General features: G+C 66.9%; 24 protein-coding genes and 1 pseudogene. 13 read left to right on the top strand and 12 right to left on the bottom strand.

Annotation, left to right across the window (positions count from 1 at the left end):
- The first annotated feature begins 102 nt into the window (after positions 1-102).
- From dacB to fghA, 3 genes are all read left to right on the top strand, one after another.
- Positions 103-1,569, top strand: a complete 1,467-nt coding sequence (dacB, locus tag B3547_RS20015; protein WP_292966355.1) for a D-alanyl-D-alanine carboxypeptidase/D-alanyl-D-alanine endopeptidase — start codon at positions 103-105, stop codon at positions 1,567-1,569.
- A 90-nt stretch (positions 1,570-1,659) separates the two neighbouring features.
- Positions 1,660-2,031: a VOC family protein gene (locus tag B3547_RS20010; RefSeq protein ID WP_124808397.1), complete on the top strand. Its 372-nt coding sequence runs from the start codon at positions 1,660-1,662 to the stop codon at positions 2,029-2,031.
- Positions 2,032-2,035: 4 nt separating this feature from the next.
- Positions 2,036-2,887, top strand: a complete 852-nt coding sequence (gene fghA / locus B3547_RS20005; RefSeq protein ID WP_292966351.1) for an S-formylglutathione hydrolase — start codon at positions 2,036-2,038, stop codon at positions 2,885-2,887.
- A gap of 54 nt (positions 2,888-2,941) precedes the next feature.
- Here fghA and nusB read toward each other — a convergent pair whose 3' ends face one another.
- From nusB to hisG, 3 genes are read right to left on the bottom strand one after another with little or no spacing between them, the layout of a single operon-like run.
- On the bottom strand, positions 2,942-3,403 hold the full coding sequence (gene nusB / locus B3547_RS20000) for a transcription antitermination factor NusB (RefSeq protein WP_124808399.1): 462 nt from the start codon (positions 3,401-3,403) through the stop codon (positions 2,942-2,944).
- Entirely contained in the window at positions 3,400-4,689 is a 1,290-nt protein-coding gene (gene hisD, locus B3547_RS19995) for a histidinol dehydrogenase (RefSeq protein ID WP_124808400.1), read from the bottom strand. The genes nusB and hisD overlap by 4 nt, the downstream gene beginning before the upstream one ends.
- Positions 4,689-5,372 carry an ATP phosphoribosyltransferase gene (hisG, locus tag B3547_RS19990; RefSeq protein WP_292966348.1) on the bottom strand — a complete coding sequence of 228 codons (684 nt, stop codon included), beginning with the start codon at positions 5,370-5,372 and terminating at the stop codon, positions 4,689-4,691. Before hisG ends, hisD begins: the two co-directional genes overlap by 1 nt.
- A 50-nt stretch (positions 5,373-5,422) precedes the next feature.
- On the opposite strand from hisG, the gene B3547_RS19985 reads away from it, so the two are divergent.
- Positions 5,423-6,505, top strand: a complete 1,083-nt coding sequence (locus tag B3547_RS19985) for a DUF2332 domain-containing protein (RefSeq protein WP_292966345.1) — start codon at positions 5,423-5,425, stop codon at positions 6,503-6,505.
- A 28-nt stretch (positions 6,506-6,533) separates the two neighbouring features.
- Here the strand turns inward: B3547_RS19985 and B3547_RS19980 are convergent, their stop codons facing one another.
- Genes B3547_RS19980 through B3547_RS19960 form a run of 5 tightly spaced genes read right to left on the bottom strand, consistent with a single transcriptional unit; the run spans position 6,534 to position 10,285 of the window.
- Entirely contained in the window at positions 6,534-7,757 is a 1,224-nt protein-coding gene (locus B3547_RS19980; RefSeq protein ID WP_292966342.1) for a low temperature requirement protein A, read from the bottom strand.
- Positions 7,750-8,661, bottom strand: a complete 912-nt coding sequence (locus B3547_RS19975; protein ID WP_124808404.1) for an alpha/beta fold hydrolase — start codon at positions 8,659-8,661, stop codon at positions 7,750-7,752. The genes B3547_RS19980 and B3547_RS19975 overlap by 8 nt, the downstream gene beginning before the upstream one ends.
- Positions 8,662-8,666: 5 nt before the next feature.
- Positions 8,667-9,491, bottom strand: a complete 825-nt coding sequence (locus B3547_RS19970; RefSeq protein WP_292966338.1) for an SDR family NAD(P)-dependent oxidoreductase — start codon at positions 9,489-9,491, stop codon at positions 8,667-8,669.
- A gap of 54 nt (positions 9,492-9,545) precedes the next feature.
- Complete coding sequence (locus tag B3547_RS19965) at positions 9,546-10,016, bottom strand: NUDIX hydrolase (RefSeq protein WP_124808406.1); 471 nt, start codon at positions 10,014-10,016, stop codon at positions 9,546-9,548.
- Positions 10,013-10,285 carry a BolA family protein gene (locus B3547_RS19960; RefSeq protein ID WP_124808407.1) on the bottom strand — a complete coding sequence of 91 codons (273 nt, stop codon included), beginning with the start codon at positions 10,283-10,285 and terminating at the stop codon, positions 10,013-10,015. Before B3547_RS19960 ends, B3547_RS19965 begins: the two co-directional genes overlap by 4 nt.
- Positions 10,286-10,325: 40 nt before the next feature.
- Between B3547_RS19960 and B3547_RS19955 the strand changes: the two are divergent.
- A pseudogene (locus B3547_RS19955) lies at positions 10,326-10,854 on the top strand (J domain-containing protein).
- A 6-nt stretch (positions 10,855-10,860) separates the two neighbouring features.
- On the opposite strand, the gene B3547_RS19950 reads toward B3547_RS19955, so the two are convergent.
- From B3547_RS19950 to B3547_RS19940, 3 genes are all read right to left on the bottom strand, one after another.
- Entirely contained in the window at positions 10,861-11,910 is a 1,050-nt protein-coding gene (locus B3547_RS19950) for an MlaA family lipoprotein (protein WP_292966332.1), read from the bottom strand.
- Between the two features lie 147 nt (positions 11,911-12,057).
- Positions 12,058-12,504 (bottom strand): hypothetical protein, encoded by a 447-nt coding sequence (locus tag B3547_RS19945; RefSeq protein WP_292966329.1) that lies wholly within the window; start codon positions 12,502-12,504, stop codon positions 12,058-12,060.
- Positions 12,505-12,588: 84 nt separating this feature from the next.
- Entirely contained in the window at positions 12,589-14,205 is a 1,617-nt protein-coding gene (locus B3547_RS19940; RefSeq protein WP_292966325.1) for a phosphoenolpyruvate carboxykinase, read from the bottom strand.
- 293 nt (positions 14,206-14,498) lie between these two features.
- On the opposite strand from B3547_RS19940, the gene B3547_RS19935 reads away from it, so the two are divergent.
- The 8 genes from B3547_RS19935 to B3547_RS19900 all read left to right on the top strand — a co-directional run bounded on the left by B3547_RS19935 (position 14,499) and on the right by B3547_RS19900 (position 20,381).
- Entirely contained in the window at positions 14,499-15,242 is a 744-nt protein-coding gene (locus B3547_RS19935) for a response regulator transcription factor (RefSeq protein WP_190287166.1), read from the top strand.
- Positions 15,235-16,833, top strand: a complete 1,599-nt coding sequence (locus B3547_RS19930) for an ATP-binding protein (RefSeq protein ID WP_292966322.1) — start codon at positions 15,235-15,237, stop codon at positions 16,831-16,833. The genes B3547_RS19935 and B3547_RS19930 overlap by 8 nt, the downstream gene beginning before the upstream one ends.
- Positions 16,830-17,267, top strand: coding sequence for an HPr kinase/phosphorylase (locus B3547_RS19925; protein ID WP_194918086.1), 438 nt, complete (start codon positions 16,830-16,832; stop codon positions 17,265-17,267). Before B3547_RS19930 ends, B3547_RS19925 begins: the two co-directional genes overlap by 4 nt.
- 57 nt (positions 17,268-17,324) lie before the next feature.
- On the top strand, positions 17,325-18,257 hold the full coding sequence (rapZ, locus tag B3547_RS19920; protein WP_125956652.1) for an RNase adapter RapZ: 933 nt from the start codon (positions 17,325-17,327) through the stop codon (positions 18,255-18,257).
- A gap of 123 nt (positions 18,258-18,380) precedes the next feature.
- Positions 18,381-18,785 (top strand): PTS sugar transporter subunit IIA, encoded by a 405-nt coding sequence (locus B3547_RS19915; protein WP_124808415.1) that lies wholly within the window; start codon positions 18,381-18,383, stop codon positions 18,783-18,785.
- 3 nt (positions 18,786-18,788) lie between these two features.
- Positions 18,789-19,085 (top strand): HPr family phosphocarrier protein, encoded by a 297-nt coding sequence (locus B3547_RS19910; RefSeq protein ID WP_124808416.1) that lies wholly within the window; start codon positions 18,789-18,791, stop codon positions 19,083-19,085.
- 7 nt (positions 19,086-19,092) lie between these two features.
- Positions 19,093-19,893 (top strand): TrmH family RNA methyltransferase, encoded by an 801-nt coding sequence (locus B3547_RS19905; RefSeq protein ID WP_292966309.1) that lies wholly within the window; start codon positions 19,093-19,095, stop codon positions 19,891-19,893.
- A 56-nt stretch (positions 19,894-19,949) separates the two neighbouring features.
- Positions 19,950-20,381, top strand: a complete 432-nt coding sequence (locus tag B3547_RS19900) for an META domain-containing protein (RefSeq protein ID WP_124808418.1) — start codon at positions 19,950-19,952, stop codon at positions 20,379-20,381.
- Here B3547_RS19900 and B3547_RS19895 read toward each other — a convergent pair.
- The gene (locus B3547_RS19895) at positions 20,378-21,154 is read right to left on the bottom strand and encodes a hypothetical protein (protein ID WP_292966306.1); all 777 of its coding nucleotides are present in this window, start codon (positions 21,152-21,154) and stop codon (positions 20,378-20,380) included. The genes B3547_RS19900 and B3547_RS19895 overlap by 4 nt on opposite strands.
- Position 21,155: the final 1 nt, after the last annotated feature.

Below are 21,155 nucleotides of genomic sequence, written 5' to 3'. Positions count from 1 at the left end.
GTGTTCCGGGAGAACGCGCCCCGTCTTTTTGTCTGTTCCAGCCGCGCGTGCCGCGCTGCATTCAAGGTCATCGACAAGCGGCAGGTCGCGGGGCATCATGGCATGATGATCGCGCGCATGCCGTGTCTTGTCCTCGCGCTGGCCTGCGCCGCTACCCCGGTTCCCGCCGCTTTGGCCGCGCCCCCGCCCGCGCAGGCCGCCAGCTTGCAAGATCAGGTGGAGCAGGTTCTCGCCGCCGCGCCCGCCGGCACGCGCTTCGGCCTGCTGGTCACGACGGCGGATGGGCGCGAGATTGTGGCGATCAACCCGGACGCGCGTTTCATCCCCGCATCCAACACCAAGCTGTTCACCACGATCGCGGCCTATGCCCTGCTGCCGGGCATCGACGCGCCGGATGCGCAAGGTGGCGCGGCGGTGGCGCTGGAAGCGGGCAGCGACGTGGCGCTCTATGGGCACGGCGATGCCCGCCTGTCTTCCGCGCCCGATTGTGCCGAGGATTGCCTCGCCACGTTGGCCGATGCGGTCGCCGCGCGGACGCGCAAGGTCCGTGACGTGATCGGCGACGATCGCTGGTTCCCGGACGAGCGCTGGAGCACCGGCATGAGCTGGAACAACCAGGTGACCGAATCCGGCACCGGTATCTCCGCGCTCTCGCTGGACGACAACGCGCTGGAGCTGGTGGTCCAGGGCGCGGCCGGCGGGCAGACGCCGCAGGCGACGCTGCCCTATTATCGCCTGCGCAACGAAGCCGTGACTCTGGAAGGAGGTACGCGGGCGCTGGCCTTCGACCGCGCGCCGAACGGAGACGAATTGCGGCTGGCTGGCACGATCCCGGCGGGCGCGTCGTGGCGCTATCGCGTCGGAATCGACGATCCCGCGCACTATGCCGCCAGCCGGTTGCGTGCCCTGCTGGAAGCGCGCGGCGTGAAAGTGACCGGCGCCGTCCGCGTGCGCCATCGTCCCGCCACGCCGCTTGACGATCCCCGCCAGCGCGGCACCCGGCCTGTGCCCGTGGCGCCGGAACCCGTGTTCCTGGCACGGCTTTCTCCGCCGGCGCTTGCCTCCGACGTGATGCGGATCAACAAGGACAGCCAGAACCTCCACGCCGAACTGTTGCTGCGGCGGATCGGCCGGCTTTCGGGAAGCGGGTCGGTGGCCGATGGACTTGCCGCGCTGCGCGGCGTGCTGGCGCAGGCCGGGGTGCCGCGCGCCGGCTACGACTTTTTCGATGGCTCGGGCATGTCGACCTACAACCGCGCCAGCCCGCGCGCGACGGTGCTTTTGTTGCGCTGGGCCGCCGGCCAGCCCTGGGGCGCGGTGTGGCGCGCGACGCTGCCGGTGGGCGGCGTGGATGGCACCCTGAAGAACCGTTTCGCCGCAACGCCGCTGCAGGGTGCGATCTTCGCCAAGACCGGTTCGCTCAACGCCAGCAACGCGCTTTCAGGCTTTCTTCGGGCGGCAAGCGGGCAGGAACTGATCTTCTCGATCTATGCCAACGACGTGCCCGATGGCGTATCCGCCTTGCCCGCGCTGGACCGCGCCGTGCAACTGATCGCGGCCCAGAACTGACGCCTGAACTGACCGGCGCAAGAGAGCACTTGACCCTCGGGAGCCGACGCCCTCTAAGCGTTTCCGGCTATCGCGAAGGGAGAGATACGCATGTTCACGCACGTGATGTTGGGCAGCAATGACATTGCCCGCTCCAAGAAGTTCTACGACGCCACGTTCGCCGCGTTCGGCGGGCCGGAAGGCGTGACCGACCCCAAGGGCCGGCTCATCTACCAGCACAACGGGGGCATCTTCATCCTGACCCTTCCGATCGATGGGAAGCCTGCCTGCTTCGCCAACGGCGGGACCGTCGGTTTCGGGATGACGCCGGACCAGGCGAATGCATGGCATGCCGCTGGCGTGGCCAATGGCGGCACGGCGTGCGAAGACCCGCCGGGACCGCGCGAAGGCAGCCCGTACTATCTCGCCTATCTGCGCGATCCGGACGGCAACAAGCTGTGCGCGCTGCACGTTCTGGGCTGACCGGATGACGCTTGAGACGGTTTCGACGAGCAAGGCGCACGGCGGCACGCTGGGTGTCTATGCGCACGCTTCGACCGCGACGGGGACGGGAATGACCTTTTCGGTCTTCCTGCCCCCGCAGGCACAAGCAGGGGCGGGCGCCAAGCTGCCGGTGTTGATCTACCTTTCGGGGCTGACCTGCACGCATGCGAACGTCACCGACAAGGGCGAATACCGCAAGGCCTGCGCCGAACGCGGCATCGTCTTCGTTGCACCCGATACCTCGCCGCGTGGCGAGGGCGTGGCCGACGATCCCGCGGGCGCTTATGATTTCGGGCTGGGTGCGGGCTTCTACGTCAATGCCACGCAGGCGCCGTTCGCGCCGCATTACCGGATGTGGGATTACGTCGCCGAGGAACTGCCGGCGCTGCTGGCGGCGAACTTCCCGGTCGATCTCGATCGCATGGGCGTCACCGGCCATTCGATGGGCGGCCATGGGGCGCTGACGCTGGGCCTGACCTATCCGGACAAGTTCAAGTCGCTGTCGGCCTTCGCGCCGATTGTCGCGCCGGGGCAAGTGCCGTGGGGCCACAAGGCGCTGGGCGGCTATCTGGGTGAGGACAGGGCCGCGTGGCGCGCGCACGATGCGACCGCGCTGGTCGAGGACGGCAGACGTCCGGCTGGCGACATTCTCGTTGATCAGGGCGGTGCGGACCAGTTCCTCGCCGAACAGCTTCGGCCCGAACTGTTCGAGGCGGCCTGCAAGGCGGCGGGCGTGGCGCTCACGCTGCGGATGCAGCCAGGCTACGACCACAGCTACAACTTCATTTCCACCTTCATGGAAGACCACGTGCGCTGGCACGCGGAACGGCTTTAGGTCGCGCTATCCTGTCCCCCTTCCGTAACGGGAGGAGGACAGGGCCATCCGGGTCTATTGGCGCACGTCCTTCGCCACGGCATCCAGCAGGCCGTTGACGAACTTCGCCTCGCGCTCCTCGAAAAAGGCGTGGGCGACATCGACGTATTCGGTGATGACCGTGCCGACGTTCACGTCGCGCCGGGCCAGCAGCTCGTAGGTGCCGGCGCGCAGCACCTGGTGCATCGTGCGATCCAGCCGCGAAAGCGACCAGCCCTGTGCAAGACGCGCGGTGAGCAGGCCGTCGATCTCGTCGCGGCGGGCGTCCACGCCCTTCACGATATCGTCGAAAAAGCTCACGTCGGCAGCGAGATACTCGACGTCCTCGATCTCCGCGCCCAGCCGGTGCTGGTGGAATTCGTCCAGCAGCAGCCGCAGCTCGGGCTTTTCCATCTCAAGCTGGTAGAGCGCCTGCACCGCCGCCAGGCGAGCGGCGGAACGGGCCTGGCCCGGCGCGCGGCCGTTGCGGACGGTCATATGCCGAGCCTCAGTTCGATCGAGCGGGCATGGGCGGTCAGCCCTTCGGCGTTGGCAAGTTGAATGGCGGCGTGGCCGACGGCATCGAGACCGGCGTCACTCACCGCAATGAAGCTGGTGCGTTTCATGAAATCCAGAACAGAAAGGCCCGAGGAGAAGCGCGCGCGGCGCCCGGTGGGCAGGACATGGTTGGGGCCGGCGACGTAATCGCCGATGGCCTCGGGCGTGTTACGTCCGAGGAAGACGGAGCCGGCATGGCGGATCTGGGCGAACAGCGCTTCGGGATCGTCAGTCGCGATCTCGACGTGTTCGGCGGCAAGGCGATTGGCGAGGGCGGGGGCCTCGTCCAGCGAATCGACGACGATGATAACGCCGTGCGCGTCCCAGCTTGCCTTGGCGACCTTGGCCTTGGGTAGCATGGCGATCTCCACCCCCACCATGTCGGCCACCATGTCGGCGAACTTCGCATCGTCGGTAATCAGGATCGATTGCGCGGCAGGGTCGTGCTCGGCCTGGCTGAGCAGATCGGCGGCGATCCACTGCGGATCATTCTTCGCGTCGGCGATCACGAGGATTTCGGATGGGCCGGCCACCATGTCGATCCCGACCACGCCGTAGAGCTGTCGCTTGGCTTCGGCCACCCAGGCATTGCCGGGGCCGGTGATGACGTCCACGGGCCGGATGCGGCCGGTGCCATAAGCGAGCGCGGCGATCGCCTGCGCGCCGCCCACGCGCCAGACCTCGTCCACCCCGGCAAGGTGCGCGGCGGCCAGCACCAGCGGATTGATCTCGCCCTTGGGGGTGGGCGTGGCGATGACTAGCCGCTCCACGCCCGCGACCTTGGCGGGAATGGCGTTCATCAGCAGGGACGATGGATAGGCGGCGCGGCCGCCCGGCACGTAAAGCCCCGCGCCATCGACCGCCCGCCACTTCGCGCCGAGCCGGATGCCGGCATCATCGACGTAGTCGCGATCCTGCGGCCGTTGTGCCTCGTGGTAGGTGCGGATGCGCTGGGCGGCCAGTTCCAGCGCTGCGCGCAAGTCTGGCGCCAGCGTCTCGAACGCGTCGCGGCACGCCTCGGGCGCGATGCGCCAGTCGTCATCGCCGGGCAGGTGGTTGTCGAACCGCTCGGTATATTCGGCCAGCGCCGCATCGCCGCGCAGGCGCACGTCCTCGATGATCGTCTGCACGTCGCGCGCGACGTTCTCGTCGCTTTCGCGCCGGTCCTTGACCAGCCGGGTGAAGGCCCTGCCGAAATCGGGATCGCTGGACTTGAGCCGGAGCATCAGGCCGCCTTCCTTTCCGCCACCAGCGCGCGAAACGCATCGATCAGGCCGCCCAGCCGGGCGCTGTCGGTCTTCAGCGCGGCGCGGTTGACGATCAGCCGCGCCGAAACCGGCATGATCCGGCTGGTTTCTACAAGCCCGTTGTCCTTCAGCGTGCGGCCGGTGGAAACGAGGTCCACGATGCGGCTGGCCAGCCCCAGCGAGGGCGCCAGCTCCATCGCGCCGTTGAGCTTCACCACTTCGGCCTGCACGCCCAGCTTCTCGAAGTGCCGCCGCGTGAGGTTGGGATACTTGGTGGCGACGCGGGCATGGCTTTCGCGGGCCACGTCCGCCGCCCCGTCCACCGCGACCGGCTCGGCCACGGAAAGCCGGCAATGCCCGATGTCGAGATCGACCGGCGCGTAAAGATCGGCATAGTCGAACTCATCGATCACGTCGGACCCGACGATGCCGGCCTGCGCCGCGCCATGCGCCACGAACGTCGCCACGTCGAAGGCGCGGACGCGGATGATCTTCACGTCCGGCTGGTTCGTCGCGAAGCTCAGCGCGCGGGAGTTCTTGTCATGGAACTCCGCCTCGGGCACCAACCCGGCTTGCGCGAGCAGGGGCAACGCTTCATCGAGGATGCGGCCCTTGGGCAGAGCGAAGACGAGCTGCGAAGCGGTCGGTGCGGCTGGAGTCATAACCGGCCGCCCATATGGCGAGCGGGCGCAAAGGGCAAGGAGAGCTGGCGATGACAGGCAAATATGAATTCGTCGATATGCAGGCGACGGGCATGGATGCCATCGCCACCGCCTTCGCCAACCAGGTCGCCTATTGCCTGAATGCCGGCGCGCCGGTGACCGCGCGGGTCTGCGCCGCAGTGGCGCAATTGCTGGAGCGCGGGGAACGCGGGCCGCTGCTCGACCGGATTCGCGGGTGGCATGGCGCGCCGCTGGCCGATGCGCTGCCGTTGCGCGTGGCGGGCGCGCTTCATGGGCTGCACCTGTCCGGCCGCGCGCCTGCGCTGGCCGCACTCTACGCCGGGGCGCAGGACATCGACGACGCGGCGATCATTGCAGGGGTGATCGCCGCGCATGACGCGGACCTTCAGCCCTGGCTCGATGGGCCGCCGCAGACCAACGAGGCAGGGCGCTCCGCCAATTTCGTCGCGGCGATGCTGTGGCTGGCCGACCAGGGCCTGCCGCCGCGCTTCCAGTGCCTGGAAATCGGATCGAGCGGCGGGATCAATCTGATGCTGGCGCGCTACCACTATGCGCTGGGCGGCGTGAACGTGGGGCCGGAGCCGGGCGCGTTGCGGATCGCCCCCGTATGGCAGGGCGCGCCACCGCCGGCGCGCGCCATCGAGATCGCGTCCACGCGCGGCTGCGACGTCGCCCCGGTCGATCTGGCGGACCCGGCGCAGGCGCTGCGGCTCAAGGCGTTCGTCTGGCCGGAAATGACGGAGCGTTTCCAGCGGCTGGAAGCGGCCATCGATGCCGCGCGCGCCGCTCCGCCCGATCTGGTGAAGATGAACGCCGCCGATTTCGTCGAGGCGGAACTGGCCAGGCCGCAAGCAGCGGGCACCACGCGCGTGCTGATGCATTCGATCGTCTGGCAATATGTGCCCGGCGACCAGCAGGAGCGCGTTACCGCCGCCATGGAGGCGGCCGGTGCGCGCGCTTCGGCGGAGAGGGCGCTGGCGTGGATAGCACTCGAGGCCAACCGCGAAATTCACCTGCACGAACTCGCCGTGCGCTATTGGCCGGGCGACGGCGCCCCGCGCATGCTGGCGCGGGCGCATCCGCACGGCACCTCGATCGACTGGCGCGGCTGAACCGGCTGGCGAAAGCCGGTGACCGGGTTCAGCCCTGCGCGAACCGGCTTTTCCAGCCGCCGTGATAGGAGCCCCATTCCCACACCGCCACCACGGCAAGCACGAGGACGCTCACGCCGACGAAGGCCAGCGCCAGGGGATGCATCAGCCACGCCCACAGGCCTGCCACCGCAAGCAGAAAGCAGCCTGCCAGATGCGACGGCGGGAAGACCCTGAGCGGGCTGGAGAAGCGTTTGAACAGGCCGTTGCCGAGCAGATAGACCAGAAGGCCGCCGCATTGCGTCAGCACCAGTCCCGGCTCCGTGTGACCAGCCGGTTCTTCGAGCAGCAGCGCGTCGGCCACGGCGCTGACGACGATTCCGGCCACGATTGGCATGTGCAGGTAGGTGTAGGCCGCGCGCGCGACCTTGCCCGCTTCGGCGTGGTGCTCGATGTGCTCCGCCCCGCGCTGCGCACCCGTGTCGAAATAGATCCACCACATCAGCACGGAACCCACGAAGGCGAGCAGAAACGCCAGCACATGCGCGGGATCATGGGTAGCCTCGGCGAAGTTCGCGCCGGTCACGACAATGCCTTCGCCCAGCGCGATGATGACGATCAGCCCGCCGCGTTCGGCCATGTGGCTGCCCGAGATGTTCCAGTCGCCCGGAGTCGACCGGCCCAGTCCCGGCGTGCGGAACCACAGGATGGGCCCGAGATATTCGATCAGCAGCGCGGCGAACCACAGGGCGATCCGCGTGCCGTGCGGATCGGCCAGCGCCCCCGCGATCCACAGCGGCGCGGGCAGGGCGAACCAGAACGCTATGCGTACCATGTTGCGCGCGGCGCCTCGGTCCTCGCCACGCATGATCGCGATCGTCATCAGCGAGCGCCCGAGCTGGACGGCGACGTAGCTCGCCGCGAACAGCAGGCCGGTTTCGCCGAACGCATCGGGCAGGGCGACCGAAACCAGCAGGCTGCCCAGCATTACCGCGATCAGCATCAACCGCACCGGCCCGCGTTCCGGATCGGTCCAGTTGGTGACCCAGGCGGTGTAGATCCACGCCCACCACACCGCCAGGAACAGGCAGGCCGCTTCCAGCAGCCCCATCCACGAAAGATGGTGCAGCAAGGTGTGCGAAAGCTGCGTGATCGCGAAGACGTAAACGAGATCGAAGAACAGTTCGAGGTTGCTTACCGGGGCGTGCCCACCGCCATGATTGCGCATCAGCGGGCGCTTGCCGGAGGGGGCTTGCTCGTGCTGTTCAGCCATCGGACCTCTTGAATTCGGTACGGGCGAAGAAGCTGTCGATCGCCGCGTTCACTTCCTCGGGCGCTTCCCATGGCACGAAGTGCCCGCAATCGGGAATCCTTTCGATCGTCAGATCGGGGATACCGGACTCCAGCCCTTCGAGATTGGCGGGCGGCAGTGCCAGATCGTCGAGCGCCCAGATCACCAGCGTCGGGATGTTGAGCGGTGGCAGCGGCGGCGGCGTGAAGCCGTCCGGCAGCGCATAGGGCGCGTCGAGCGGGGGCACGTCGATGGGGCTGCCGCGATACCAGTTGAGCATCGCGATGCTCGCGTCGGCATCCTGCCAGTCCCGCATCAATGCATCGCGTTCTTCCGGCTCCATCACCGGCGACCGCTTCCAGTCGAGCGCCTTCATCAGCAGCGCGGCAAGGCCATGTTCGCGCACCAGCGCGTCGTTCGCGCGATCGCGGAAGGCGCGCATGTACTGGCTGGCCGCGCGCTGGACGGGATCGAGATAGAGCAGCTTCTGGAACACACCGGGGTGGGGGGCGTTGGCGATCACCGCGCGCGTCACGCGCGTGCCCTGGCCCATAAGCGCCACGCCCCAGGCGATCGCGCCGCCCCAGTCGTGGCCGAGCACGGTGAACTTGTCGACGCCCAGCGCGTCCGCCAGCAGGAAGATATCGCCGATCAGCTTGTCCGGCGTGTAGTTTTCGACGCCTTCGGGCTTGGACGATCCGCGATAACCGCGCTGGTCGGGCGCGATGCAGCGATAGCGCGCCGAAAGATGCGCAACCTGGTGGCGCCAGGTGCGGTGCGATTCGGGAAAGCCGTGCAGGAAGATCAGGACCGGGGCATCCCTTGGCCCCACGTCCACCACGTCCAGTTCGATTCCGTTGGCAAGCGTGATCCGCTGCTGTTCCATGCTGGTTACCCCTCCCGTTGCATCTTTTCCGCGTACCCGGCGGCCATCATCGCGGCGACCTGGTCAAACAGCGCGTCGGGCGTGCGGCGCAGCTCGCCCATCTGCTGCTCGATCCCGCGCGCGATCACGATTTCGCGTTCATCGCGCAGGATTGCCGCCAGCATCTCGGCAACGGCCTCTTCCGGCGCGATGCCGTTCTCGATCGCGTGATCGCTGGCACCGCGCAGACTGCCATCGGCGGTCATCGCGTTGCGCGATACGTTGGTGCGGACCGAACCCGGCGCAATGACGTGAATCTTCAGCCCCAGGTGCGCGGTTTCGGCGCGCAAGGCGTCGGCATAGCCGATCAGGCCGAACTTGGCGGCACAATAGGCTGTCCGCATCGGCACGCCGACCTTTCCGGCGACGCTCGACATCATGACAAAACGACCTTCGCCCCGCTCCGCCATGCGCGGCAGCAGGGCTTGCGTCAGCGCGATGGGGGCCAGCAGGTCGATGCCCACGATATGTTCATAGACCGAAAACGCGGTATCAACGGCCAGCGAACGCTGGCTGAGCCCGGCATTGTTGACCAGCATGTCCACGCCGCCGCTTCTTGCCAGCGCCCATTCCCACGCGGCGGCCACGGCCGCATCGCGCGCGTCCGCATCGCCGACATCGAAAGGCAGCACCAACGCATTCCCGCAATCGGCCGCCACTTCTTCAAGCGCGGCGGCGTTACGGCCGGACAGGATCAGATGCGCGCCGTCCTTCGCCAGCGCCCGCGCCATCGCGGCGCCGATGCCGGAGGATGCGCCTGTGATCCACACGGTTTGTCCGTTGAACGTCATCCTCTCCGCTTCCTCTCGTTATCCGATCCCGCGATTCTGCATGGCGCGGCTTTGTCAGGCCGATGGTTCCCCGCTGGCGCCGTCGCGGTCAAGCAGATCGAGCAGTTCGGGCGGGAATATGCGTTCGGGCCATGCGGCAAGCTCGGCCCTGTCGAACCAGCGGTGCTCGCACATCAGCCGGCGCTCCAGTTCCGTATGGCCGCTGGTATCGATCGCGGCGGCGGACACGCGGATGCGGAAATAGCGCTCGTCCGCCGTCACGGGTTCGCCGTCGAAGGTCACGAAATCGTTGCCGCGCGCGGCGATCACCGGGCCGGGATCGGCGACGATGCCGGTTTCCTCCAGCAGTTCGCGCCGGGCCGCGTCGGCCCAGTCCTCGCCCGGATCGCATTCGCCGCCCGGCGTGGCCCAGAATGGGCTGCGGCCTTCGGGCGTAAAGCGGAACAGCAGCAGCCGGTCATCGGTATCGAACAGCAGGATGCGCGCCGCCCTGCGGATGCGCCGCGCCGTGGCGCTTGCCGTCATTCGCCGGGCGCCCGCGCCTTGATGGCCAGCGCGTGGACGCGTTGCCCCGGCAGATCGCCCAGCGCGCGATTGACCATGCGTTGGCGCTCCAGCCGGGAAACGCCGGCAAAGGCCGCGCTTTCGATCTCGACGGTGAAATGCGATTCGCCCGACCCGTCGTGTCCGGCATGGCCATGGTGGCTGGCGCTGTCGTTGATCACCGCAAGCCGTAGCGGAAGGAAGGCTTCTTTCAGCCTCTGTTCGATTTCCTGTGCGATCGGTCCTGTCATGTCTTCCGTTTTAGCGCGTCAGACACCATGTGAAAGCCCAATGAGGCAAGACAAGTTTCACGGCCGCGTCCACAATGCAGGGCGCCTTTGCAATGCTCCCGGCTGCGACCAGCCGGGAGAATTCCGCGCGCCCGGCGTGCGTGCTTCGGGCTTCGACGGCCCCGGCGATTACCGCTGGTTCTGCCTCGATCATGTCCGCGCGTTCAACGCNNGGGTGGGACACGCATTCCCGCGCGTTCCGGCCGGATGCGGGCATCGATGCCGCTCCGCGCTGGGCGGACTTCGCCGATCCGCTGGAGGCAATCGCGGCGCGGGCGAAGGCGCGCCGTCAGGATCACCGCAACGCGCAGGAAGCCGCGCAGCGCGGTATCGGCCCTGAAGAACGCGCGGCTTACGAGGTGCTGGGGCTGGCTTTCGATGCCGATCGCCGGGCGCTACGATCGCGCTATTCGGAACTGGTCCGGCGCTATCATCCCGATCGCAACGGTGGCGACCGCAGCCACGAAGGACGCCTGCAGCAGGTGGTAGAAGCCTACAACCGGCTCAAGGCGACGCGGGCCTTCGCCTGAACCGCTTTACGGCTGCGTGGGCGCGGCTGGCGGGGCGGCGGGAGCCTCCGTCGGCGCTGGCACCGTCGCGGCAGGNNCCGCCGGCACTGGCACCATCGCGGCAGGGGCGGCCGGCGCGCTTGCTTCCGGTGCTGGCGCAGGCGCCGGGGCGGGCACTGCCGGGGTCTTGGGCGCGAACGAGGACGGATCGGGAACCGGCGTGATCTTGCCGTGCAGCGCGTCGATCTCCGCCTGCCGCATCGCGAGATAATACGTCCGCGTCGCGGCGTAAGGGTCTTTGGCTTCGATGTTCAGCTTGCGCAGCGTATCGTCGAACTCCACGCGGTAGTCGAGCGAGCGCACCACGCTGGCGCCGATCGAATAGGCGGGATGCTTGAATGGCCCGCGCACCAGCGTGGGGATGAAGGCGCGATCGAAGAACAGGCCGATGCCGTCGCGCAGCGTGGTTGGCCCCACGATCGGCAGGAAGGCATAAGGGCCGGGGCCGATGCCGTAGTAGCCCATCGTGTTGGCGAAGCCGTTGTGGCGATAGGGAAGGTGGAACGGCTTGCGCTTGGCAACGTCGAACAGGCCGCCGATGCCGAGCGTGGAGTTGATCATGAAGCGGCCCAGCGTCTTCAGCGCGCTGTGCGGCTTCAACTGGAGCACGAAGTTCACGAACGCGACCGGTTCGTCCAGGTTGTAAAGCACGTTGTGCAGGCCGTCGCGGAGCGGGCCGGGCAAGCCATCGCGATAGACGCTGGCGACGGGCGCGACGAAGGCCTTGTCCACGCCCTGGACCACTTCGTACGATTTCTCGTTGATGTTCTCGAACGGATCGGTGGGTGAGGGGCGACGCTTTGCCTCCACGGTAATGGCGTTCGGATCGGCCTTGGGGGGTGGGGCGGCGGACGCTTGCGCGGTCGCTCCCTGCGCCGTTGTCGATACGACGACGGGCGCCGTGGCATCGTCCCCTGGCACCTGCGGCGCGGCAGCCTCGACCGATGGGTTCGGGGTTTCAGATGCGAACGAGGCGTTGGCTAGCAGGAGCACGGTAGCGGAAACGGGAACGATCAAAATGCAGTCCTGTCGAGCGTTGGTAGGCGCAAGTATCATCAACGGCTGCCCCCGTCCCGATGATCGACCTGCAAGGTGCCATTCTGACACCAGTTTCATGCCAGCGCAACGAACCTGCGCTGCAAATTCGACCGAACTTGTGCTGACTTAGCCCAAGTGTTGGAGATCGGGCTCCACGAACCGGCGGCGCGCTTCGACGGAAAACAGGCGGTCGCGCGAGTAGAACCGCAGCGGCCAGTCGCGCGCCGCTATCTCGCTTTCCAGCAAGCGGTGAACGGCATCGGCCAGCGGAGTCTCCGGCGGCAGGGCAGCCGCGAACTGGCGGATGGCGGTGACGTAAAGCTGGGTCAGCGTCTCGTGATAGCCGGCGCTGTCCGTATTCTCGCCGCCGACCGCGACGTTGTAAGCACTGATGATCGCGGGAAGATCGCGTTCGGGAGCGATATCAGGGCGTTCGCGCAACAGCCACAGGCACGCTGCGAGGTGCGCTTCGTGCGTCCATTCCGCCTTGGCAAGCGAATGGTCCAGCAAGCCCTGACCGACACGGCGCACGGCCGCGTCGGTGCGGAACGGGGTGGGATAGTCGGTCGGCATGGTCCGGGAAGTGCTGGTGATCCTGGAGCCGGAACCCTGATGGCTCCGGCCCGCGGGTCAGGGCACCAGGGTTCCCGGCAGGTCTCAGGCCGCTTCGGTCGCGGAGACCGGGGCAGCCTGGCGGACGCTTTCATCGACGTGATCGGCGAACTGCGCGAAGTTGTCGATGAACTGGCGGACCAGCGTCTGCGCCGTGCGATCGTATTCCTCCGCATCGGCCCAGCTTGCGCGCGGATCGAGCAGCTTGCTGTCCACGCCCGGCACCGCAACCGGCACTTCGAAGCCGAAGTTCGGGTCCTTGCTGAACTGGGCGTCGTTCAGGCTGCCGTCCAGCGCGGCGTTGAGCAGCGCGCGCGTCGCCTTGATCGGCATGCGCTTGATGCCTTCCATCGTCGCCTTGCCGCCCGACCAGCCGGTGTTGACCAGCCAGCACTTCACGCCGCCCTTGGCGATGCGTTCCTTCAGCAGGTTGCCATAGACCGAGGGGTGGCGCGGCATGAACGGTGCGCCGAAGCAGGTGGAGAAGGTCGCTTCCGGTTCGGTCACGCCGATTTCGGTGCCAGCAACGCGCGCGGTGTAGCCCGACAGGAAGTGATACATCGCCTGGTCCGGGGTGAGGCGCGCGATCGGCGGGAGTACGCCATAGGCATCCGCCGTCAGGAAGATCAGGTTGGCGGGCACCGGCCCCAGGTTTTCTTCCGATGCATTCGGAATGAAATCGATGGGATAGGAACCGCGGCTGTTTTCGGCCAGCGAATTGTCGTCGAGATCGAGCAGCCGGGTGTCGGGATCGATCACCACGTTTTCCAGTACCGTACCGAAGCGCTTGGTGGTGGCGAAGATTTCCGGTTCGGCTTCGGCCGAAAGGCGGATCATCTTGGCATAGCAGCCGCCTTCGAAGTTGAACACCGCGGTATCGGACCAGCCATGTTCGTCATCGCCGATCAGCGTGCGGCTGGCGTCGGCCGAAAGCGTGGTCTTGCCGGTGCCGGAAAGGCCGAAGAACACGGCGGTCTTGCCGTCCTGGCCGATGTTGGCCGAACAGTGCATCGGCATCACGCCCTTCACGGGCAGCAGGTAGTTGAGGATGCCGAACACCGACTTCTTCATTTCGCCGGCATAGGCCGTGCCGCCGATCAGGATGAGCTTTTCGGTGAAGTTGACCGCGATCACGGTTTCGCTGCGGCTGCCGTGGCGCTCGGGGTCGGCACGGAAGCTGGGCAGGTCGATGATCGTGTATTCGGGCGCGAACGTGGCGAGTTCGCTTTTGCTCGGGCGGACCAGCAGCGTGCGGATGAACAGGTTATGCCAGGCCAGTTCGTTGATGACGCGCACGTTGACGCGGTGTTCCGGCTGCGAACCGCCGAACAGGTCGGCCACGTAGAGCCGGTCCTTTTCGGCCAGCGCCTTCAGGAAATCAGCCTTCAGCGCGGCAAAGTGTTCCGGTGTCATGGCAACGTTGGTCTTGCCCCACCACACCGTGTTTTCGGTTTCGGCATCCTTGACGATGAACTTGTCCTTGGCCGAACGCCCGGTGTGCTTGCCGGTGGCGACCACGAACGGGCCTTCGGCGGCGAGCAGGCCCTCGCCATTGCGAACGGCGTGCTCGACCAGCGGTGCCGTGCCCAGGTTGGCGAAGAGTTCGGCCGGTTCGGGGAAGCCCTGCTGCGAAAGGGGCACGTTCAGGCGGCTATCGGACACATTGGGTCTCCCATGCTGCACTGCCTGCGGGACCGGGGTCATTTCCGGGCTGCGCGGGCGGCGCTTTGCGAATACGAATGCGTTGATTCCCGATTGCGCATAGTGCGTGGTCGGCATCGCGTCAAATCCCGCGGAATGTGCAGTTTTTTGCACGATAGTTGCGTTTTTTGCAATAAATGGTGCTGCGATGCACAATTTGTGCGGCGGGCAGGTTGCGTCTGTAACGACCCTGCGATGGGGCTATCGACAGGCGCCGCCTTGCCGGAACTTCGATGGGCGATTATGCGAAGGCGATGTCCGGCAACGAAACCGCGATCCCGCATCGGGCTGCGACCGTGGCCCTGGTCGACGACGACCGCAATATCCTGACGACGGTCTCCATCGGGCTGCAGGCCGAGGGCTTTGTGACGCGGCTTTATTCGGATGGGGCGGCCGCTCTCAAGGCCCTGCTCGACAACCCCCCGGACCTTGCGGTGTTCGACATCAAGATGCCGCGCATGGACGGCCTGGAGCTGTTGCGACGGCTGCGCGAGAAAAGCGATCTGCCGGTCATCTTCCTCACCAGCAAGATCGACGAGGCGGACGAGGCACTGGGCCTCGCCATGGGCGCGGACGATTACATCGCCAAACCTTTCAGCCAGCGGCTGCTGATCGCGCGCATCCGGGCCATCTTGCGGCGCAGCGAAATCGTCCGCCGCGATGCAACCGAGACGGCTCCGGCCGAGCCGCTTCCCGATCCGATCCGGCGCGGAAGGCTGGTGATGGACCCCGCCCGGCACCTGGTGGAATGGAACGGCGCGCCGGTTTCGCTCACGGTTACCGAGTTCCTGATCCTGGAGGCGCTGGCCATGCGGCCGGGCGTGGTGAAGACGCGAAACCAGTTGATGGACGCGGCCTATCACGATGACGTGTTCGTGGACGACCGCACGATCGATAGCCACATCAAGCGCCTTCGCCGCAAGTTCCGCGCCGCCGATCCCGCCTTCGCCGCGATCGAGACGCTTTATGGCGCGGGATACAGTTTTGCCGATGAATGACGGCCTTGCCGAACCGGCGCCCCAGCGCGCCGGACGCCTTGGTCTGACGCGCATCGGCCTGACGCGCACGCGCGGCCCGTCGCTGACGGTGCGCATCCTGGCCGTGAACGTGATCGCGCTGGCGCTGCTGGCGGGCAGTTTCTTCTACCTCGACAGCTATCGCACGCAGCTTCTCAAGGAGCGTTTCAAACTGGCGCGGGCGGAAGCGGAAATTGTCGCCGACGCTGTCGAGCCGGTTGCGCTGCCCGACCGCCGGATGCTGATCGCGCGAATCGGTTCGGAGCAGCGGCTGCGCTTGCGGCTCTATGGCGCGGACAATGCGCTGGTGGCCGACAGCTTTGCCCTGGCGGGTCCGTCGTTCGTGCTGATCGATCCGGAAACCGAGCCGTGGTACCAGAAGGCCGCCCGCTTGCTCGACCGGGGCGTGGACCTGGTCGTGGGGGCGCCCAAGGTGGACAGCTATCGTGAACCCGCCAGCCCCGATGGCGGAAACTGGCCGGAAATCACCGCCGCCCGCGAACACCGGGCAACAGCGGTCTATCTGCGCTATGCGCCCGACCGCACGCCGGTGATCAGCGCGGCGACGCCTGTGGGATCGGACGGGGACATGCTGCTGACCACGCGCAACGCGCTGGATATCACGCAGGCGGTGCGAGACGCGCGACAGACGCTGGTCATCATCATCGGCCTGGCGTTGCTCCTGTCCATCCAGTTGTCGCTGTTTCTGGCGCGGACGATCGTGCAGCCGTTGCGGGCGCTGGTCCGCGCCGCGGTGCGTGTGCGGCTGGGGCGAGAGCGCGAGGTGGTGGTGCCGCGCCTGCCCGATCGGGGGGACGAGATCGGGCTGCTGGCGCGCGCCGTATCCGACATGACGGCCGCCTTGCGGCAGAAGATCGACGCGGTGGAGAGCTTCGCCGCCGATGTGGCGCACGAATTGAAGAATCCGCTGGCGTCGCTCGGCAGCGCGATCGAGGCGATGGAAAGGATCGAGGATCCGGACCTGCGCCGCCAGCTGGCGGCGATCGCCGCGCATGACGTCCAGCGTATCGATCGCCTGATCACGGAAATCGCCGATGCGAGCCGGATCGACGCGGAACTGAGCCGCGCGACCTTCACGCAGCTCGACCTGGCCGATCTGGCGGCGCAGGTGGTGGGCGCGCGCGACGCCAGACCGGACCGGGCGGCGGTGCGCATCCGCTTCGCGCGCGGAGAGGGGGGAACCCTGGTACGGGGCGATGCCGTGCGGCTGGAACGTGTGCTGGAAAACCTGCTGGACAATGCGGTGTCGTTCTCACCGCCCGAAGGCGTGGTCGATGTCGCGGTCGGGGGGGAAGGTGCGAACGTTTGGCTTTCCGTATCCGATCAAGGGCCGGGCATTCCGGAAAGCGAACGGGAAAAAGTGTTCGAGCGGTTCCATTCGGTGCGCCCGGCCGACGAGGCATTCGGTTCGCACAGCGGGTTGGGTTTGGCCATTGCCCGCACGATCGCGGAAGCGCACGATGGCGCCCTGACGATCACCGACAGGCCTGACGGAGCGGCCGGGGCCTGTCTGCTGCTGGAAATGCCGCTCGACCGGGAGGAAACGGCATGAGCGATGCGCAGCCCATCACGCATCAGGGGACATGCGTGATGATCGGAACACAGGGGCTGTTGATCGAAGGGCCGCCGGGGGCAGGCAAATCCAGCCTGGCGCTGGCGCTGATCGATCGCGGCGCGACGCTGGTGGGCGATGACGGCGTGCTGATCGAGGCGCGGAACGGCCGTGTCATCGCCAGCCCGCATCCCCGGATCGCGGGCAAGCTCGAAATCCGCAACCTCGGCCTCGTCGAGATGCCGGCGGTGGGAGGCGTGCCTCTGGCGCTGGTGGTGCGACTCGATGCGGCCGCGCCGCGGTTCGTCGCGGCGGCCGACAGCGCGGTGTTGGCGGGGTGCGCTCTGCCGATGATCCGGCTCTATCCCGATACGCCGGTGCTGGCGCTGCGTGCCGAAGTGGCGCTGCGGCAATTCGGCCTTCCCGATTTCTGAAACAACCGATTTTCGAGAGTTCTTTCCTTAGTGCCCGGGAAAGCGCAGAAGGCTGGCATGGCGCGCGAATCCGAGGATAACCCCCAACGCATCCTGCTGGTGACCGGTGTTCTTGGCGCGGGCAAGACCACGGCGCTGCGCACGCTGGAGGACATGGGCTGGGAAGCGGTGGACAATTTCCCCATCCGCCTGCTCGACCGGCTGCTGGAAACCGAACGCGGTTCGGCGGCGCTCGATTCCGGCACGCCGCTGGCGATCGGTTTCGATACCCGCACGCGCGGGTTCGATCCCGCCAAGACCATCGAACTGGTCAAGGGTCTGTCCGAACGGCCCGGCCTGTCGATCACGACCCTGTTCCTCGATTGCGCCGGCACCGAACTGGAGCGCCGCTACAACGAGACGCGCCGCCGCCATCCGATGAGCGAGGGCAAGCCGGCCGCGACCGGCATCGCGGCCGAACGCGAGTTGCTGGAGCCGCTGCGGCGCTGGGCGGACGTGGTCATTTCCACCACCAGCTTCACCACCAACGACCTGCAACGCACGATCCGCGAACGGTTCGGCGATCAGGGGCCGGCGCGGACCACGGTGACCATTACAAGCTTCGGCTTTTCGCGCGGGATGCCCCCGCTGGCCGACCTGATCTTCGACATGCGCTTTCTGGCCAATCCGCACTGGATCGACGATCTGCGTCCGATGACGGGGCAGGACGCGCCGGTGGGCGACTATATCCGCCAGGACCCGGCGTTCGACGAGGCGTTTGCCCGCATTCGCGACCTGCTGCTGCTGTTGCTTCCGCGCTTCGAGGAGCACGGAAAAGCGTACGTTAACATTGCTTTCGGCTGCACCGGAGGCCGCCATCGTTCGGTGTTCATGGCCGAACAGATCGCTTCCGCCTTGCGCGACGCCGGATTTTCTCCCACATTGCAGCACAGAAATCTGGCGTCACGGGCGGCTGACCTGCTCGAAGACGACCGGCGAGAGACTGGGTGAGGTCGCTCTGGAAGACGTGCAATGGAATTGCCAACGGTTTCGCGTATCGCGTGATCCTGCAAAGCCTGCGTTAAGCATGGGCAGGATAAGATGCTCGGCCGTCTTTCGGAGCCATCCTGTTTCATGATTGGTCTGATTCTCGTAACGCACGGCGCTCTTGCCGAGGAATTCATCCATGCCATGGAGCATGTGGTCGGCAGGCAATCCGATGTCATCGGTGTATGCATCGGCCCCAATGACGACATGGAAAAGCGCCGCAAGGAAATCGCCGATGCGATTCGGCGAGTGGACAGCGGGGATGGCGTGATCATCCTTACCGACCTGTTCGGCGGCACGCCGTCCAACCTGGCCATCTCGCTTATGCAGGCGGGCAAGGTGGAAGTGATTGCCGGCATCAACCTTCCCATGCTGATCCGCCTTGCCAAGGCGCGGGTGTGCATGGGGCTTCGGGAAGCGACGGTGGCCGCGCGGGAAGCGGGCCGCAACTACATAACGATCGCATCCGAATTTCTGGGACAGGACGCGTGAAGCATGGCTGAATCGAGCTACGTCGCCCGAGAAACCGTTACCATCGTCAACCAGCGCGGCCTTCATGCCCGCGCCAGCGCCAAGTTCGTGAACGCGGTGGCCAAGCTGCCCGCCGGGCTGGACGTGAAGGTGGCGAAGGACGGCACCGAGGCGGCAGGCGGCTCGATCCTGGGGCTGATGATGCTGGGTGCGGCCAAGGGCGACACGGTCGACGTGATCGTCTCCGGCCCGGAAGGTGAGGCGGACAACGTGCTGATGAAGCTGTCCGGCCTGATCAAGGACGGCTTCGGCGAGGACTGACCGGCCGGTGCGCAAGGTTATCACCGGGTTCTCCAACCCGACCGTCAAGTTCGTCCGCTCCTTGCGCGACAAGAAGCACCGCAAGCGCGAGCAGCGCTTTCTGGCCGAGGGGTTGCGCCTGCTGACCGACGCGCGCGAGGGCGGCCGCGTGCCGGAAATCCTGCTGATGGCGCAGGGACGCGATCCGCACCCCTTGCTCGATGTGCTGGAACAGACCGTCGCCGCTGCCGGGGGCGATGTTCTCGAACTGCCCGAAGACTTGCTCGCCAAGGTGACGGGCAAGGACAATCCGCAGGCTGTGGCCGGCGTCTTCGCCGAATGGGATACCGGCCTTGCCACGATCGACCGCCACGCCGCGCCGATCTGGCTGGTGGCGCAGGCCATGCGCGATCCGGGCAACCTTGGCACCATGCTGCGCACGGCCGACGCGGTGGGCGCGGGCGGCTTGATCCTGCTCGACGATTGCGCCGATCCCTTCTCGGTCGAAGCGGTGCGCGCCAGCATGGGGGCTATCTTCACCCAGCGGCTTGCCCAGGCGCGTTGGGACGATTTCATCGGCTGGCTGCGCGCGGGCGAGGGGCAACTCGTGGCGGCGTCGCTGCGGGAGGCGGTGCCCTATCGCGGTGCGCCTTACGCTGCGCCTTGCTTCGTAATGGTCGGGAACGAATCGCGCGGGCTGCCCGAGGACTACGAAATGGCCTGCGATCTGCGCGTGACCATGCCGATGAAGGGGCGGGCCGACAGTTTGAACGCGGCGGTGGCCGGGGCAGTGCTGGCCTACGAGGTGTTGGCGTCGCTCGAGGGGTGAAACGGCGCCATCGGCGTTAATCGTATGATCATCGCGCCGTTCTATAAGACGGTATCATGCGCAACGTTCCGATCCTTGCCGCCTTCGCGCTTTCGGCCAGCCTGCTGGCCGGAGGCTGCACGACGCCGGCGGCCGGTGGCGCGCCCGGCCTTGTCGGCACGCAATGGACGATCGCCAGCATCGACGGAAAGGCCCCCGCCGCGCCAGATCGGGCGCGGATGGGCTTTGCGGAAACGCGCCTTTCCGCCAGCGTCGGCTGCAATGGCATCGGTGGCGAATACCGGGTGGAGGGCGATCGGTTGATTGCCGGTCCGCTGATTTCGACGCGGATGTTCTGCGAAGGACTGGTGGGGCAGCAGGAGGAAGCGGTGAACGCTCTCCTGTCCGGTGCCCCGCGCTTCCGGCGCAACGGCGATCGCCTGTGGATCGAATCCGGCGGGCACACGCTGGAACTGCACGGTGCGCCCACGGCCAAATCCAAAGGCTAATCGCCCGAAATAAGCGCGGTGATTTTCCAGCCGCCATCGTGTGGCTCCGCGATCAGGCGATAGGAAATCACGCTGCGCAGCTTCGCTGTTTCGACATAGCCGTTCTGCCCTGAGGCCATCAGCTTGACCCGGGTGAAGCGCGCCTTGGGATCGAAGCTTTCGGACGCGATCGACACCATGGCCCAGTCGAGCGTGGCGCGGGTTTCTCCGGCAGCCGAAGGCGTGGCGCGCAGCGGCACGTCCGGGCCGGTTGCCAGCATCGTGGTATAGGGATCACCGTCGTCGGGCACGTTCCAGAAGTACCAGGGCATCGCCGCCAGCCCGCCTTCGATCGAACAGCCGAGCGGCAGGATACGGTCCAGCTCCTGCCACAGACCCGCCTTGGGATCGGCCAGCCGCTTCTTCAATTCGTCGGCGCCGCTGCCGCCGCCGTAGTCGAGCCGGATGTTGGGATCGGCCAGCGCGGCCAGTGCGCCAGCATCCCGCGCGGTGACCGCTGTCGCCAGCCGGCCGCGAAACGCTTTCCACCCAGGCGCCTTGTCGCAGTCCTCGCGCGGGGCATAGCGCGCCTCTTTCGGTGTCGGGCTGGGCGTGGGGGAAGGCGAGAGGGCGGATGACGGTTCGGGTTCGGGCGTGGCGCTTGCCTCCGCCGGGTCCGACGCGGCTTGGGCGGGAGGCGCGGCCACGGGAGCCTGCTGCTCGGGCGCGGCGCGGTCGCAGCCGGCCAGTACGCTCAGCGCCGCGAATGCCAGCCATCGCCCCCGTACTTTCATT

Origin of the sequence: Novosphingobium sp. UBA1939, from assembly GCF_002336885.1 — a bacterium.
GTDB lineage: Bacteria > Pseudomonadota > Alphaproteobacteria > Sphingomonadales > Sphingomonadaceae > Novosphingobium.
The sequence above is the reverse complement of the archived record's forward strand: the minus strand, read 5'-3'. Positions and strand labels throughout refer to the sequence as shown.

Excerpts from the sequence above, each read along its gene's own strand:
- dacB (WP_292966355.1), top strand. The coding sequence starts at position 103 with ATGATGATCGCGCGCATGCCGTGTCTTGTCCTCGCGCTGGCCTGCGCC.
- B3547_RS20010 (WP_124808397.1), top strand. The coding sequence starts at position 1,660 with ATGTTCACGCACGTGATGTTGGGCAGCAATGACATTGCCCGCTCCAAG.
- fghA (WP_292966351.1), top strand. The coding sequence starts at position 2,036 with ATGACGCTTGAGACGGTTTCGACGAGCAAGGCGCACGGCGGCACGCTG.
- nusB (WP_124808399.1), bottom strand. The coding sequence starts at position 3,403 with ATGACCGTCCGCAACGGCCGCGCGCCGGGCCAGGCCCGTTCCGCCGCT.
- hisD (WP_124808400.1), bottom strand. The coding sequence starts at position 4,689 with ATGCTCCGGCTCAAGTCCAGCGATCCCGATTTCGGCAGGGCCTTCACC.
- hisG (WP_292966348.1), bottom strand. The coding sequence starts at position 5,372 with ATGACTCCAGCCGCACCGACCGCTTCGCAGCTCGTCTTCGCTCTGCCC.
- B3547_RS19985 (WP_292966345.1), top strand. The coding sequence starts at position 5,423 with ATGACAGGCAAATATGAATTCGTCGATATGCAGGCGACGGGCATGGAT.
- B3547_RS19980 (WP_292966342.1), bottom strand. The coding sequence starts at position 7,757 with ATGGCTGAACAGCACGAGCAAGCCCCCTCCGGCAAGCGCCCGCTGATG.
- B3547_RS19975 (WP_124808404.1), bottom strand. The coding sequence starts at position 8,661 with ATGGAACAGCAGCGGATCACGCTTGCCAACGGAATCGAACTGGACGTG.
- B3547_RS19970 (WP_292966338.1), bottom strand. The coding sequence starts at position 9,491 with ATGACGTTCAACGGACAAACCGTGTGGATCACAGGCGCATCCTCCGGC.
- B3547_RS19965 (WP_124808406.1), bottom strand. The coding sequence starts at position 10,016 with ATGACGGCAAGCGCCACGGCGCGGCGCATCCGCAGGGCGGCGCGCATC.
- B3547_RS19960 (WP_124808407.1), bottom strand. The coding sequence starts at position 10,285 with ATGACAGGACCGATCGCACAGGAAATCGAACAGAGGCTGAAAGAAGCC.
- B3547_RS19945 (WP_292966329.1), bottom strand. The coding sequence starts at position 12,504 with ATGCCGACCGACTATCCCACCCCGTTCCGCACCGACGCGGCCGTGCGC.
- B3547_RS19935 (WP_190287166.1), top strand. The coding sequence starts at position 14,499 with ATGTCCGGCAACGAAACCGCGATCCCGCATCGGGCTGCGACCGTGGCC.
- B3547_RS19930 (WP_292966322.1), top strand. The coding sequence starts at position 15,235 with ATGAATGACGGCCTTGCCGAACCGGCGCCCCAGCGCGCCGGACGCCTT.
- B3547_RS19925 (WP_194918086.1), top strand. The coding sequence starts at position 16,830 with ATGAGCGATGCGCAGCCCATCACGCATCAGGGGACATGCGTGATGATC.
- rapZ (WP_125956652.1), top strand. The coding sequence starts at position 17,325 with ATGGCGCGCGAATCCGAGGATAACCCCCAACGCATCCTGCTGGTGACC.
- B3547_RS19915 (WP_124808415.1), top strand. The coding sequence starts at position 18,381 with ATGATTGGTCTGATTCTCGTAACGCACGGCGCTCTTGCCGAGGAATTC.
- B3547_RS19910 (WP_124808416.1), top strand. The coding sequence starts at position 18,789 with ATGGCTGAATCGAGCTACGTCGCCCGAGAAACCGTTACCATCGTCAAC.
- B3547_RS19900 (WP_124808418.1), top strand. The coding sequence starts at position 19,950 with ATGCGCAACGTTCCGATCCTTGCCGCCTTCGCGCTTTCGGCCAGCCTG.
- B3547_RS19895 (WP_292966306.1), bottom strand. The coding sequence starts at position 21,154 with ATGAAAGTACGGGGGCGATGGCTGGCATTCGCGGCGCTGAGCGTACTG.